11 protein-coding genes are annotated in these 13,770 nt (G+C 41.8%); 2 read left to right on the top strand and 9 right to left on the bottom strand.

All coding sequences use genetic code 11. From position 1 onward, the window contains the following. Positions 1-92: 92 nt before the first annotated feature. The 9 genes from CD03_RS0124060 to CD03_RS0124025 all read right to left on the bottom strand — a co-directional run bounded on the left by CD03_RS0124060 (position 93) and on the right by CD03_RS0124025 (position 11,854). Positions 93-1,049, bottom strand: a complete 957-nt coding sequence (locus CD03_RS0124060; RefSeq protein ID WP_027295809.1) for a phosphoglycerate dehydrogenase — start codon at positions 1,047-1,049, stop codon at positions 93-95. Between the two features lie 101 nt (positions 1,050-1,150). Next, on the bottom strand, positions 1,151-2,065 hold the full coding sequence (locus tag CD03_RS0124055; protein WP_156043019.1) for a dihydrodipicolinate synthase family protein: 915 nt from the start codon (positions 2,063-2,065) through the stop codon (positions 1,151-1,153). After that, the gene (locus CD03_RS38650; RefSeq protein ID WP_242849148.1) at positions 2,052-2,594 is read right to left on the bottom strand and encodes a hypothetical protein; all 543 of its coding nucleotides are present in this window, start codon (positions 2,592-2,594) and stop codon (positions 2,052-2,054) included. Before CD03_RS38650 ends, CD03_RS0124055 begins: the two co-directional genes overlap by 14 nt. Continuing rightward, entirely contained in the window at positions 2,588-5,251 is a 2,664-nt protein-coding gene (locus CD03_RS34635; RefSeq protein WP_242849147.1) for a hypothetical protein, read from the bottom strand. Before CD03_RS34635 ends, CD03_RS38650 begins: the two co-directional genes overlap by 7 nt. Then, positions 5,241-6,785 (bottom strand): response regulator transcription factor, encoded by a 1,545-nt coding sequence (locus CD03_RS0124045; protein ID WP_027295807.1) that lies wholly within the window; start codon positions 6,783-6,785, stop codon positions 5,241-5,243. The genes CD03_RS34635 and CD03_RS0124045 overlap by 11 nt, the downstream gene beginning before the upstream one ends. Further along, complete coding sequence (locus CD03_RS36445; RefSeq protein ID WP_027295806.1) at positions 6,785-8,566, bottom strand: cache domain-containing sensor histidine kinase; 1,782 nt, start codon at positions 8,564-8,566, stop codon at positions 6,785-6,787. Before CD03_RS36445 ends, CD03_RS0124045 begins: the two co-directional genes overlap by 1 nt. 48 nt (positions 8,567-8,614) lie before the next feature. Further along, positions 8,615-9,448 carry a carbohydrate ABC transporter permease gene (locus CD03_RS0124035; RefSeq protein ID WP_027295805.1) on the bottom strand — a complete coding sequence of 278 codons (834 nt, stop codon included), beginning with the start codon at positions 9,446-9,448 and terminating at the stop codon, positions 8,615-8,617. Next, positions 9,448-10,323, bottom strand: a complete 876-nt coding sequence (locus tag CD03_RS0124030; protein ID WP_044289626.1) for a carbohydrate ABC transporter permease — start codon at positions 10,321-10,323, stop codon at positions 9,448-9,450. Before CD03_RS0124030 ends, CD03_RS0124035 begins: the two co-directional genes overlap by 1 nt. A 106-nt stretch (positions 10,324-10,429) precedes the next feature. After that, a complete protein-coding gene (locus tag CD03_RS0124025) occupies positions 10,430-11,854 on the bottom strand; it encodes an ABC transporter substrate-binding protein (RefSeq protein ID WP_027295803.1) in 1,425 nt (474 codons plus the stop codon). 410 nt (positions 11,855-12,264) lie between these two features. Between CD03_RS0124025 and CD03_RS0124020 the strand changes: the two genes are divergently transcribed. Together CD03_RS0124020 and CD03_RS0124015 are read left to right on the top strand one after the other, a co-directional pair. Next, on the top strand, positions 12,265-12,885 hold the full coding sequence (locus CD03_RS0124020; protein ID WP_027295802.1) for a TetR/AcrR family transcriptional regulator: 621 nt from the start codon (positions 12,265-12,267) through the stop codon (positions 12,883-12,885). Continuing rightward, positions 12,882-13,763, top strand: coding sequence for an ABC transporter ATP-binding protein (locus tag CD03_RS0124015; RefSeq protein WP_027295801.1), 882 nt, complete (start codon positions 12,882-12,884; stop codon positions 13,761-13,763). Before CD03_RS0124020 ends, CD03_RS0124015 begins: the two co-directional genes overlap by 4 nt. Positions 13,764-13,770: the final 7 nt, after the last annotated feature.

Genomic DNA, 13,770 nt, shown 5'->3' with positions numbered 1-13,770 from the left:
ATTTCAATGTTTAATTCTTGATGCAAAAAATGGCTGGCAGTCAGAATTAATTCTAACTGTCAGCCATTTTAGCATCCCTATTTAATTTTCGCTTATACTTCCAACTTATTTTCCGGCACTCTGCCCTCAAATATATCAATCAGTGCCTTCGCAGTCACCAAAGAAGTTTCTTCACAATTCTCAAACGTTTCCGCTGATGTATGAGGTGTGGCTATGTATTGCGGGAAGGAAAACAACGGATTCGTAACATCCGCCGGTTCCTGTTCAAACACGTCCGTCCCCATCCCCCCGGCCTTACCTGACTGCAGCGCTTCTGCCAGTGCTGCCTCGTCCACCAGGCTTCCTCTTGCGGTGTTTACCAGAAGAACTCCGTCTTTCATTTCGGAAATAGTTTTTTCGTTAATGATATGCCTGGTTTCTTCATTTGCCGGCAAATGCAGGGAAATAATATCACTGTTTCTAAGCACCTCTTCCATGCTGACTAATTCTACACCGTATTGCTCTGCCTGTCTGTAATCAGGGTATTTATCAAACGCAATCACTCTGGGTTCAAATCCCATTAATCTCTTTGCCACATTTCTGGCTATCGCACCAAATCCCAACAACCCCACCGTACGGCTGCGCAGTTCATGAGCCATGGTTCTGTCCCACCTGCCTTCTCTCACTGCATTATACAGACAGGGAATCTGCCTGGTCAGGCATAGCATTAGGCTAACCGCCTGTTCCGCTACTGCCGTGGCATTCACTCCCGGACAGTTTGTAACAGTGATTCCATGGTCTCTTGCCCCTTTAAGATCAATATTATCTACTCCTACCCCGAATCTTGCAATTCCTTTTAAGTTGGGTGACAATTTATATAATTCTTCATTCCAGGATTCTACACCTGCGATTACGCCGTCTGCATCTCCGGTCAGATCTTTTAATTCTTCAAACTGTAAAGGTCTTTGATATGGATTTTCAATGACTTCACAACCATAGTCCATCAGCAGTTTTTTACCGGGAGCACAGTACCTGGAATAGTTTGTGGCAGTTACCAATACCTTTTTCATTATTTACTCCTTTACCGGTATTCTCTATGCAAATAAGTGCTGCATCAAAAAATGTCCCGGACTTATATTGTTTTCTCATATTGTTTTCTCATAATGTTTTCTCATAATGTTTTCTCAAACCATTTTGTCAGACGGTCCAGTTGTTCCACTTCTTTTCTGCCGGTATCATTACAAAGATCCGGACTTTTCGTTCTCGTTTGAAGTGAATTAAAATTGCCAATCTGCATCTGATAATATTTGGCATTGACCGGGTATGCCTTGCATTCAATAAATGAAGCTACGGTAAGAAAATCATTCCTTAATCTTGCCTTTTCAGGCTGTTCACGGAAATGACCGGTGAGCCAGGTGTAAATTTCCGGATGGAAATTTGCCATTACGCCGCTGTACCCGCTTGCACCCAATTCCAGAGATTCCAAAAGAGTTGCCGAATTGGCATTGAACAGTTTTAATTCTGTTCCCTTAATCACCTTTAATTTTTCCTTTATATTTTCAATATCGCAGCTGGTGTCTTTTAGAAAATAGAAACGTCCGGTTTCGGCACACCACTTTAATAACTCCGGGGATATAATTCTTTTATAAGGATAAGGACACTCATAAAATCCAAGGGGCATGTCTTTTGGCAGGCGTTCCAGCAGATATTTCAGATTTTCCAGCCAGATCTCATCGCTTTGTGTTTCCTCTGCTAAGCGGTTTGTTAACAAAATTACTGCATCCACACCTGTTTCTGCAATTGCCTGTAATTCCTCAGCCTGATCATCCAGAGAATCGGAGATATGCCCGGATGCTATTACCGATGCTCTTTTAGCAGCCTTTTTGACCACAAATTCTGCAATGGCTGCCCGCTCTTCCAACGATAAATAAAACATCTCACTGGACTGGCACACTGCAAACAGCCCCGCAGCCCCGGCATCTATATACCAGTCCACTAATTTCCCCAATGCTTCATAATTAACCTGATTTTTCTCCGTAAATGGCGTTAGCATTACCGGATATACTCCGTCCTTAAAGTTCTTCATTATCATTTGTCTCCTTTTCTGCAATCCAATACTGCGGGGTAGTTAAAATCCCCATTTCCTTTAGCTGATATTCATAACTCCATTTATTTCCCGTGGTTCTCCAAAGATTCGGTCCATACCACTCTTCCTGTGTATCTGCGTTATGAACCGCTCCAAAAGCATTAATACGGTTTCCGTACAGACGTATCGTCATTCGATGCCATCCCTCATTCACCTCGCCCAGATCCAGAATATAAGGTGCCAGTGCAATTGTTCCGCCTCTCTTTCCATCCAGATCTACCGTAATCAGCGCTCCACGGTAATGGGATGTCTCCAGACAGAGCCTGCCCTCTTTGCTATAAACAGATACCTCATACTCCATGTTTCCGGCATAAAAAGGGAATCCCTGGTTTACAAAGTTTCCATAATGTAATTCGCCGGGCATTTTTATCAGCTTCTTCATTCTGCCTGATACCTGCACCCCAAAGTTTCCCAGTAGATAGCACCATTCCACGTTTGTCTTCTTCTGAAACGGGATATGTATTACCAATTGGTTCTTACCTTTTTTATCTGTCCCACCTTTCTCTTTCGGATGCACTCATCTACAAACCAGCCGGAATCCGCTCCATTTATAGGTTCACCATTCCACTCCATCCTCACATTTTCCGGATGTTCCATGGCAATTTCTGCCGATTCAACTACTGTTTCTGAATTTATGGTAAATCTTAATTTCAAAATATGTCGGGGAATTTCTTCTTCTTTCTGCGTCCAGGGCTGTGCCAGTGCCTCCATTCGAAGAGGATAACCCAATTCTTTCCGGAAAAGATTGTCAATGCGCAGGATTTCTTCCTCCGGCATGAATTCTCCATCATCAAATGCGTATTCAGCCATATCCAGCAGACATACATTCGGCTCAGTCAGGCGATACGAATCCGGCTGGGGCAGATCTTTCTTTTCTCTCACACTTTTATCCCATGAATAGCACAAGCTAGGCTTTTCTAGCTGCTTTTTATCTTGCTGCTTTTTTTCTTCCTGCTTTTCTTTTTTCAACTCCAGCAACAGACTGTCATGCTGTGACCCATAATATATTATTTTAGTTTTTTGATCCGCATAATCAGCATGAATATCGTAAATCTCACCACTTAAGGTATCATAAACCACAGGGCTGTAAATTCCTTTCACCCAAATTTCCCACTTTTCCATATGGGTAATATGCTCATTTTGGGGTTTGTTTACATGGCAGATAAACAACCATTTTCGCTCTTCCTCTTCTCTGAGCTGATAGAACATATTTGCAGACCGTAGCCCGTTTTCTCTGTGCTCCATGCGTGTGGGGTCTTTTCCCTCTGTATTTTCCACACAGATATCAATATCTCTCCAGGGTTTTAATGCTTCTAACAGCTGGGATGATGAATACTGGATCTTTTCACATTGTTGTGAGAGGAGGACTACGGCATTACTTTCCACAGCATCTACATAACGTGGGATATTTCCCATAAATATGACTTTTCCACCATGTGCGGCGAATTCCTTTAACTTATCCACAGTAGAGGAACGCAGTGTGTGACATCCGGGGACAATTACCACTTCATAGTTCATTTCACCCATGCAGAACTTTTCCCTGCTGCCGTGCAATGATTTTGATCCATCACTTAAGAGTGCTTCTGAAATAAAGTCAAAGTCCAGAAGCCCGTAAAGCATCCAATCGATTACATTTGAAAAATTATACTCTAATTCCTGGCGGATGACGGCAGTCTGCTTCTGATTCCCCCAGTACATCCAGTAGGATTCCACTGGATGTATCACACCGATGCGTACCCCTGGCATGCCTCTTGTCAGCACCGCTGCAAGCCTGGCAAAATGATTTTCAATATAGGAATATTCTTTATACCATGGTGACTGGTAACCGATGCTTGCCGGATAATCCCGTTTTCCCTCACCTTCCATAGAAGCCCAGGTCAGATGCGGAACCCGGACCGTTACTCCAAGAGCTGCCTGCCAGTCTCCCGCAAGTTTGTGATTTCTAAAATCAAAATCCCAACCGGTTACACCATAGATTTCACTCATTACGCCTTCCCGCCCATACTGGTGTGCCACGCTCTGCGCCTGTTTTGCGGTGGACAGTTCCCGCCTGTCACATAACATGTCAATTCCCGGAAGTCCAAATTCTTTCATCGGACGCATCACTTCCCCAGCTGCCATTGTCTGGGAATGAAGTGTCCACTCATTCATCATATGACCGGTAAGTGCAATGCCATGGCTGCTGCACCACGTTCCAACATTGTCCCCAAAAGCTTCTGAAAACCGCTGGCACACATGTAAGTGGTACAGATACCGTACCTGAGATGCCTTCTGTTCTCCCAGTTCCCAGATCAGTTCCGGAAGATGATCCAGAACCGATATGCCAAAACATTTATAAAAAGTATCCTCAAAATCATCTGTAAACGGTAGAATTACCGGTTTATATGTAAAGGGTGTATCCAGTACTTCCTTGTGGCTGGTCTGCGGTTCATCCGTAAATATAGCCGGTATCTGTCCCCCAAAATCTTTCCCCAGCTCTCTGTAATATACCTCATGGGTCAATTCTATAAACCGGTCAATTGCCTTCTTATCCAGGGTATTTACATAAGCCTGATTATTAAACCACGGCGTATCACCTGAGATCTCCAAACTGGCTGTCCATACATTTCCCCCTTCTTCTCCCGGTTTTAGAACCCGTCCGCTTATTAAATATCCTTTCGGATCCAGTTTAATCTCATATCTTGCAAGTAACTTGTTATGATTACTCCGCACTGCTTTTGCCGCTGACATAGGTGTCTCTTCTGCAGCGTCCGTCCAGTTCTCCGGCTGGAATACCAGAAACCTGGAACGGTAAGCTTGCTCCCTGGTGACCATTCCCCCTGCACTGCCGGAGGGCCAGCGGTCCTCATCATAGAGCCAGCACAGCAGATCCTGCCTTTTTGCCTCATCTTTGCAGGCTTTCACATCCTCCAGGAATTCTCTGCCCATATATCCGGTATCCAGACCTACACGGCAGTGAATATGGAATCCTCCCATCCCCATTTCTTTAAAATAAGAGATCTGTTTCAACAATTGTTTCTGATCCAGCCTGCAGTTCCATGCCCAGAACGGTGCTCCACGGTATTCACATCCGGGATTCTGAAACTCCTCCCCGCTCAGCGCCTCTGTTTTTAATTTATAAAGCATTCCTTTTCTTCTCCTTTACCCGATATTCTAAAGGTGTTAAACCTGTTAATTTTTTAAATACCTTAAAAAAGTATTTTGGATTGGAATAGCCGATTTCATCCGAAATACGGTCTGCACTTAAATCTGTTTCCTTTAATAACTGCTTTGCCTTTTCCAGCCTGATCTCTCCCAGATACTCATTAAAGCTTTTATCCAGCTTTTCTTTTAAAAGGCTGCTGCAATACGCTGGTGTTACAAAAAATTCAGAAGAAATCATCTGAAGGGTCAGTTTACGGTGATAATTTCTTTGGATATAAGCCTGAACGGAATGAAACAGCTGGTTCTGATCCGGGCTTTTCAATTGAATAGAATTTATGATCAGCGTAATATAACCTGATATTTCATTTTTCATCTTACCCAGGTCATCGCAGTAAAGATATCGTTTATAAAATACACTCATGATATCATCAGTATCCACACCCACTCCCACCGCATACTGGTTTACCATTGAAACAATGCTTTCACACGCATTTCCAATCGCTTTCAGGGAGTATCTTTTCGTATCCATTTGATCAAAATATGCCTCCATGATCTCTCTTGCCTGTTCCTGATGGTATTTGATTTTCAAAAAGACATCTTTGATATACTCCTGGTTGTATACCTCGTCCCGCTCTTCTTCATTTTCATAAAACAGCCTTTTCTGATCCTCCAGTCTGATATTACAGACCAGTTTTTCATTTTTCACATAATTCTTATGAAGCTCACCAAACCCTTTTCTCCCTTTTGCGATACAGATAAAAATCTTTCCGGCAGCATCTTTCATGATATGACCAGCTATATGCCCTGCTTTTACTTCCATTTTGGAAACCAGTTTTTCTTCCCTGCAGCTAAGCAGCAGAAATCCATTGCTGCTTCCAAATCCATTCAGCAGAAATTCATGCCTGATATCGCTTAAATAAGACCGGCATATTTGTTCTGCATTTTCAGCAATCTTCCTGTCCTTTGTATAAACAGATATTAGCAGGTAATAATGATCCAGTCCCCATCCCTTCTGACGCAGTTCTTCCTCCAGTGCCTCATTCCATGGTTCTAAAATGGCGCTGAGCAGAATGTCCTTTATTTTCCGCTGATCCAGTGATTTTGCTTTTTCCTGTAAAATGAAAAAGTTCTTCTGATTCTCAATCTGTTCAATTGCCTTTTGTAACTGCTTTTCAATTTCTTCCGGGGAAAAAGGCTTAAGTACGTATCCAATCACTCTTTTTTCGATTGCTTTATTCATGTAATCAAAAGCTTTATATCCGCTGATTACAATGATCGGCTTTTCCGGAAATCGCTCACTGATTCGTTCCAGAAATTCTACGCCGTCCATTTTTTTCATTTTCATATCAGTAATAATAATATCCGGATTTGTTTCCCCTATGACGCGAAGGCCTTCCACCCCATTTGCTGCTTCTCCCACACAAAGAGCTTTCAATGATGTGATTTCATCAATCTTACTGATTAATCCCTTCCGGATTAAAACTTCATCATCCACAATAATATAGCGGTATTCCATTACTGTTCCACCTCTTCTCCTGCATGAAATGGCAGGCAGACCTTTACTTCCACACCTCTTCCCGCCAGATTCTCAATCTCCAGTCCATACTCTTCCCCATACAGCAGCTGTATTCTTTTATAAATGTTAGACAGGCCGATGCTGGCATATCTTGCATCCTCAGCCAAATGCTCGGGATGGTAGATTCTCCTGCGGACTTCCCGTAAGGTATCTTCCTCCATCCCTATCCCGTTGTCCTGTACGGCTATGATGGTCTTCCCATCCTGCCGATAAGCCCGCACTACAATAATCCACGGCGGTTCCTCGCCCGCAAGCCCATGTTCGATAGAGTTTTCAATCACCGGCTGCAGCATAAATTTCAAAACAGGACTTTGCAGTATTTCCTCTGAACTTTCTATCTTAAGCAGAATAGGGCTTCCAAACCGGATCTCCTGTATATTGAGATATTCACGGATATGAGATATCTCCGTTGCCAGTGTCTCCTCATCTGATTCATATTCGATGCTGTACCGGAGCATATCGCCCAGGGATTTTGACATTACTGCAATCTGGTTATTCTTTTCAATTTTCGCCAGACAGTTGATATTCTCCAATGTATTAAATATAAAATGAGCGTTAATCTGTGACATCAGATTCCGCAGTCTGGACTTCAGAAATTTAATCTCCGCAACATAAGTATCTTCAATCAGGCAGTTGATTTTCTTTATCATTTTATCAAAATGCCGATATAGTGATCCAATCTCATCTTTTCTTTCCTGATAATTATGATGAAAGGTCAAATCTGTAATCGGGGTCTCATGCATGCTCCCTGAAAGTTCCACCAGCGGACGGATAAACATCCGCTCCAGCAAAGACCCCAGAATAACGACAAATAAAATGATGACCATAATCAAAAGTATCAAATATTCCATGTTCTGTGTATACAGCTGTTTTTGGCTGTCAAAGGATACTTCCGATACAATCTTCCAGTCATTGATATCAAGCGTGCCATAGATATAGGCATCATTGGTATCCTTACGAAAAATAATGCCTTTGTTATTCTTCGTAATCTGATGGATATCATCCGGAGCGCGCCTGTCCGGCTCGCTGCTTGCGGGAATAGTTTTCCCGTCTGCATCCATCAAAAAGCTCTCCCCCCAGGGCAGCGTACTTTCTCCTAATGCATCAAACATCTGATCCGTGCAGACTACTGCCAGCACCCCCGTATGTTTCCCCTTCACATCCGTAAACCGCCTCGCCATAAGAATTGACTGACTCTTGCTGTGCCTGCTCTGATAGGTTTCAATAATCTGAAATTCCCTGCTGTCCAGCAGACTTTTATACCAGGATGCATTTTGATAATCCTCTTCTAAATAAAACTCTTTATTTTTTACAAACGAATATGTATAACCGCTTTCCGTAAACAGGTAAACCCCGCTGGCATAAGTATTATTCCCAATAAGATTGCTGCTCACATATTCAAATTTACGGTAGTTGGTAAGCCGCTCCATTGGCGTGGGCTCTCTGCCAGCCCCTTCCTGTTCACAAATGGACAGCATACAGCTGTCATTGTCGTACTGACTGAAAATCAATGAAGTCATAAGATCATTCAGATTCACAAAGGTACTGTTAATACCGGTTACCATTTTTTGTACTTCGTTATCACTTGCCACTGAAATCTGGCTGTTGTAATACTCCATATTGTTTTTCAGAATCACCCCGAACAATATCAGAATCGGTAAAATTGATATTCCCAGAAGACAAATTAAAAATTTAAAACGAATGCTTTTTAAAATTTTCATTACACCACCTCCAGAAATATTTTACCCAATTAACAGCCAAAACACAATTCAACCTTTGACAGCTCCCACCGTCAGTCCGCTTACGAAATACCTCTGCAGGAACATATAAATAATCAAAATTGGAATTGCACTTAAGAAACAGGCAGCAAACAGCATATTCCACTGGGTGGCGTTCTCCATGTCACCGATAAAATTCAGCATGGTAAGCGGCAGTGTTTTTTTCTCCGGTGCCGATAAAAACAGCATACCAAAGAAGAAATCGTTCCAAATCGGCACTCCCTGGGTAATAACGATAGAAGTAAGTGCGGGTTTTGTGAGGGGTGCAACAATTCTGACAAAGGTATATACCGTCCCGGCGCCGTCAATTCTGGCTGCTTCCTCAAGTACATAGGGAACACCGGACTTGATAAAATTTGTATACAAAAAAATGGAAAACGGCAGAGCCGAAGTTACATACAATGCAATTGGGGCAGCAATGGTGTTACCCATATGCAGGGCATTTACAATCCGGTACATTGGTATAATGGACATCTGTGCGGATACAATCATACCTGCAAGGAAAAAAATCTGAAAAAAGCCTCCCAGCATTCCTTTCAGCCTTGCGATAGCATATCCTGCCATTGCACAAAAAATCACCAGAATAAGTACACTGATTCCCGTTACCAGTATACTGTTGCCAAGTGCTCTGAAATAATTCATCTTTCCAAAGGCTACCCCGTAACTTTCCAGGCTGAAACTATGGAATAAATTCAGATAAGAGGTACTGTCTTTTACTTCCCTGAGGGAGCCCGATAAAGCAATAATCAGAGGCGATAAAAATATTACGAAAAAGACTGCGATTCCCAGCGTCCATAAAATTTCACTTTTGGTGTTCTTTTTCATTATGCTTCCAGCTCCTTTCGTTTCATAATGCGAAGTACAATTACGGAAATAATCAGGATAAATATGAAGGCAACCGCAGCCAGCGCCTCTGCTTTTCCAAACTGGCTTTCCACAAATGCCATTTTATAAATCGAATACATTAACGTACTGGACGAATTACCCGGTCCCCCTCCCGTAAGGGCAAATACATAATCAAACGATTTAAAGCCTCCAATCAGACCAAGCATTACATTAATCGTAATCGTATTTGACAGCATTGGAATTTTGACAAAACGGATAGCCTGCCATCCCGTACATCCATCTATTTTTGCCGATTCAATAACTTCTTCGGAGATATTCTGTAATCCCGCAAGATAAATAATCGTCATGGTACCGGAAGTTTTCCAGGTTTCCACAAAGGCTGATGCCAAAAGGGAAGTTCCTTTCTGCCCCAACAGATTCGGCACAATATCCAGTCCCAGTTTGTTGAATATTTCTGAGATCATACCATAATAGGGAGCATAGACATAGCTCCACAAAAATGCTACCACAATGGTGCTAAATAACGCCGGCAGATAAAATACCGTTCGAAAAAATCCCTTTGCCTTTAACTTCTTATTTAATATTAACGCCAGCGTAAGTGCCTGGATATTTCCATATGTAACTACAAATACGGCATATATTACAGTATTCTTCATAGAGTTGAACATTGTCCCGTCTTTTAACAGGTACTTAAAGTTATTCAGTCCTATAAATTTATACTCACCCATTCCGCTCCAGTTTGTGACGCCATAGAAAAAGGACATCAAAACGGGCAGTATCCAGAATGTGACATACATCAGCAATGCCGGAACGATAAACAGCAATAGCACGTTTCTCTTTTTTTTATCAAACATACCGCTTTCCTCTCCAGATTTTAAATTCAACCTCTTGTTATAAAACAGGGCACTTACAAAAATGAAGATCAGATTTGTAAATGCCCAGAGCGTGTTTCAAAGGGGGTTAGTTTCCATTCAGCTCATCAAATTTGTCCTGCATCGCCTGGCAGACATCTTCTGCAGATGCATTTCCCGCAATTACTTCCTGGAATTTTGTGCACATCATATCGCTGACACCTTCCGGCCATGCATTGTTCAGGTTGTAGATACTCGGGTCATCTTTATATTTCTCCAGATACTCTTTTACCAGCGGTCTGGAATCCTCAATCCCTTCATAACAGGAAATATCGGAACTGGTTTCTACCCATTTTTCAAACAGCGGAGTACCTTCTGTAAACCAGTACTCCAGAACCTGATCAATTGCTTCCTGGTTTGCGGAGTTTGCGCTGGCAAAAACACCATTGGATGGAGTCAGATTATATACAAAATCTTTTCCTTCATCATTGGACGGAATACAGAACATCCCTTTATCGAATTCCTCTGCCCCATTTTTATTCAACGCATCGTATCCGAAACTTCCGTCAAATATCATGGCTGCCCTGCCATCTAAGAATGCCTGACGGCTTTGTTCCTGGGACAGTCCAAGTGAATTTTCGATGATATACCCTTTGTCATATAAAGTTTTATATTTGTCGATGGTATTTACCCAGCAGTCATCCGTAAACTTAGTTTCACCGGTGAATAACTGGCTGTCAAAGTCCATATTATCTGCATAAATCTGAGAGGCACCGATCTGGTACACACCAAACTGTACAACAAAGGACTGCTTATCTCCCATGGTAATCGGAGTATAGCCCGCTGCTTTCAGTTTTTCACAGCACTCCAGGAACTGATTCCAATTTTCCGGCATCTGACTGATACCAGCCTTTTCAAATGCTGCTTTGTTATACCAGGTGGTCAAAAAACTGGAGCCTAACGGTATCCCGTAGTTTTTGCCATCAAACATATAAGAGTCGGCAATTTCTTTTTTAAACTTACCCAACTGGGAGAATCCGGACAGATCTTTTACATAACCTGCATCCACCAGATCCTTAGCCTGCAGCCCTGCCCACCAGGTAAAGATATCAGGCCCCTGCCCGCTGGCAAACTTTAACCGGACTGTCTGTTTGTACTGATCTGTGGGAAGCTGTTCTACTTCTACATTAATATTCGGATACTTCTCCTTCACCAGCTCCGGAAGCCAGTCCAGATAAAAATCCTTGTTATCCGTAGTGGGTCTGGTTGTCACCATAAGTGACAGGGTTACAGGCTCTCCGTCCTCAGCCTCTTTCCGGGTTTCTTCGCTGTCTTTAACATCCTCAGAGTTCTTTGCTGTTTCACCGCTCTCCTTGGTTTCAGCTTTTGTGTCTTCCGTTGATTTTGAGCTCTTTGCTGCATTTGTAGCTTCCGTTGATTTTGTTCCTTCGGCAGAACTGCTGCCGCCGCCACATGCTGTCATTGATAATACCATTGCCGCTGCCATTAAAATACTAACTAACTTTTTCTTCATGTATTCCCTCCTGGTTTTCTGATTCCATTATCTTATTGCATTACCTTATTACATTCTTATTACATTTTCATATTGCATTATTTTTGCAATATTTTATTGCATTATTTAATTCATTATTTTATTACTATATTTTATTGCTTTATTTTATTGCTTTGGTTTTATTCTTGATCCCTGCAGGTTTCTTTTTCATGACCAAATCATACCATGAACGGGAGTAACTTTTATATATTAGTTGGAGTAACTTTTTTATGCAAATTTAATGTCCCTGCCCCCTTGTAAAAAATAGTCAATAGCATATAATTAGGATTAACCAGTCCAGTCAATCCTGCACAGTCAATCAGATAAAGCAAAAAATACACTGTGGTACCCATATTTCAAATATTTTAACTATTTAAAGGAGGAGGTTTCCCATGAATGAAATGTTTTTTCGCCTGCCGGAAGAAAAACAGCAGCGTATTATCAACGCCGGAATTGAAGTATTTTCCAATCACGAATACAAACGGGCTTCAACAGATGAAATTGCCAGAAAAGCCGGTATCTCCAAAGGGCTGCTCTTCCACTATTTTCACAATAAGAAAAGTTTTTATCTGTATTTGCTGGAATATACCGTTTCTCTTGTAAAAAATTATATTATGGATATGCATTTTGAAGATATCACCGATTTTTTTGAATTGCTTCATTACATGGCCCAAAAGAAGGCAGTTATTCTGGCAAAAACGCCTCATATTATGAAATTTTTTATTAAGACTTATTATTCCCAAAATGAAACTGTCTCCGGCGAAGTACAGGATAAAATGCAGTCGCAGATTGATACTTCTTTTGAGAAATATTTAAAAAATATTGATCTGGGTAAGTTTAAAGAAGAGATTGACCCAAAAGAGATTTACCACATGTTAATCTGGATGACGGAGGGCTATATGTATGAAAAAGAACGGGTTTCGGAAACTGTACTGATACCGGACCTGATGAACCATTACACCGTCTGGTCCGATTTATTAAAAAAGGTATCCTATAAGGAGGAGTTCTTATGACGAAGAACATTATTGAAATCAATAAACTGACAAAGACTTACGGCAAACACCGCGGTATCGAGGATATTACCCTTTCTATACAGGAGGGTGAAATCTTTGGATTTATTGGTCCTAACGGTGCCGGAAAGTCCACCACGATCCGATGTCTTCTGTCGCTGATTTATCCAACCAGCGGTTCTGCTTCCATCTTTGGCGCCGACTGCATCAAAAATGCCAGCGAAATTGCAAAAGAAGTAGGATACCTGCCCAGCGAGGTGTTTTATTATGACAATATGAAGGTAAAAGATCTGCTTAATTACTCTGCTTCCTTTTATAAAAAGGACTGTAAGAAAAAGATAAGGGAATTATGTGATGTTCTGGAATTGGATACCGGACGCAAGATCGAGGACCTGTCCTTTGGAAACCGCAAGAAAGTCGGTATTGTTCAGGGATTGTTACATAGTCCTAAATTAATTATTCTGGATGAACCTACCAGTGGGCTGGACCCATTGATGCAGAAGAAATTCTTTGATCTGATCCAGAAGGAAAACCGTAATGGTGCCACCGTTTTCTTTTCCTCCCATATCCTGTCAGAGGTTCAGAAAATGTGTGACCGTGTGGGCTTTATAAAAGAAGGAAAACTGATTAAACTAGATACCATGGCATCCTTAAAAGAAGACAGTTATAAAAAGATAGAGCTGGAATCCAAAGAAGCACTTAATCCGGATGTATTTCAAATAAAGGGCCTGTCTAACCTGAAAATAGAAAAACTCCATGCATCCTTTATTTATCGTGGTAATGTTAACCGGATGACGCATCTGTTAGGCGAACTCTCCCTGCAGGATCTAAGCGTTCAGGAACCGGATCTGGAAGAGATCTTTATGCATTACTATAATTAGGAGGGGG

Source organism: Robinsoniella sp. KNHs210, assembly GCF_000686105.1.
In the GTDB taxonomy this organism is placed as follows: Bacteria; Bacillota; Clostridia; order Lachnospirales; family Lachnospiraceae; genus Robinsoniella; species Robinsoniella peoriensis.
The sequence above is the reverse complement of the archived record's forward strand: the minus strand, read 5'-3'. Positions and strand labels throughout refer to the sequence as shown.

Bases quoted from the DNA above. Each gene is read 5' to 3' on its own strand.
- CD03_RS0124020 (WP_027295802.1), top strand. From the start codon at position 12,265: ATGAATGAAATGTTTTTTCGCCTGCCGGAAGAAAAACAGCAGCGTATT.
- CD03_RS36445 (WP_027295806.1), bottom strand. From the start codon at position 8,566: ATGAAAATTTTAAAAAGCATTCGTTTTAAATTTTTAATTTGTCTTCTG.
- CD03_RS0124035 (WP_027295805.1), bottom strand. From the start codon at position 9,448: ATGAAAAAGAACACCAAAAGTGAAATTTTATGGACGCTGGGAATCGCA.
- CD03_RS0124030 (WP_044289626.1), bottom strand. From the start codon at position 10,323: ATGTTTGATAAAAAAAAGAGAAACGTGCTATTGCTGTTTATCGTTCCG.
- CD03_RS0124060 (WP_027295809.1), bottom strand. From the start codon at position 1,049: ATGAAAAAGGTATTGGTAACTGCCACAAACTATTCCAGGTACTGTGCT.
- CD03_RS0124055 (WP_156043019.1), bottom strand. From the start codon at position 2,065: ATGAAGAACTTTAAGGACGGAGTATATCCGGTAATGCTAACGCCATTT.
- CD03_RS34635 (WP_242849147.1), bottom strand. From the start codon at position 5,251: ATGCTTTATAAATTAAAAACAGAGGCGCTGAGCGGGGAGGAGTTTCAG.
- CD03_RS0124025 (WP_027295803.1), bottom strand. From the start codon at position 11,854: ATGAAGAAAAAGTTAGTTAGTATTTTAATGGCAGCGGCAATGGTATTA.
- CD03_RS0124015 (WP_027295801.1), top strand. From the start codon at position 12,882: ATGACGAAGAACATTATTGAAATCAATAAACTGACAAAGACTTACGGC.
- CD03_RS0124045 (WP_027295807.1), bottom strand. From the start codon at position 6,785: ATGGAATACCGCTATATTATTGTGGATGATGAAGTTTTAATCCGGAAG.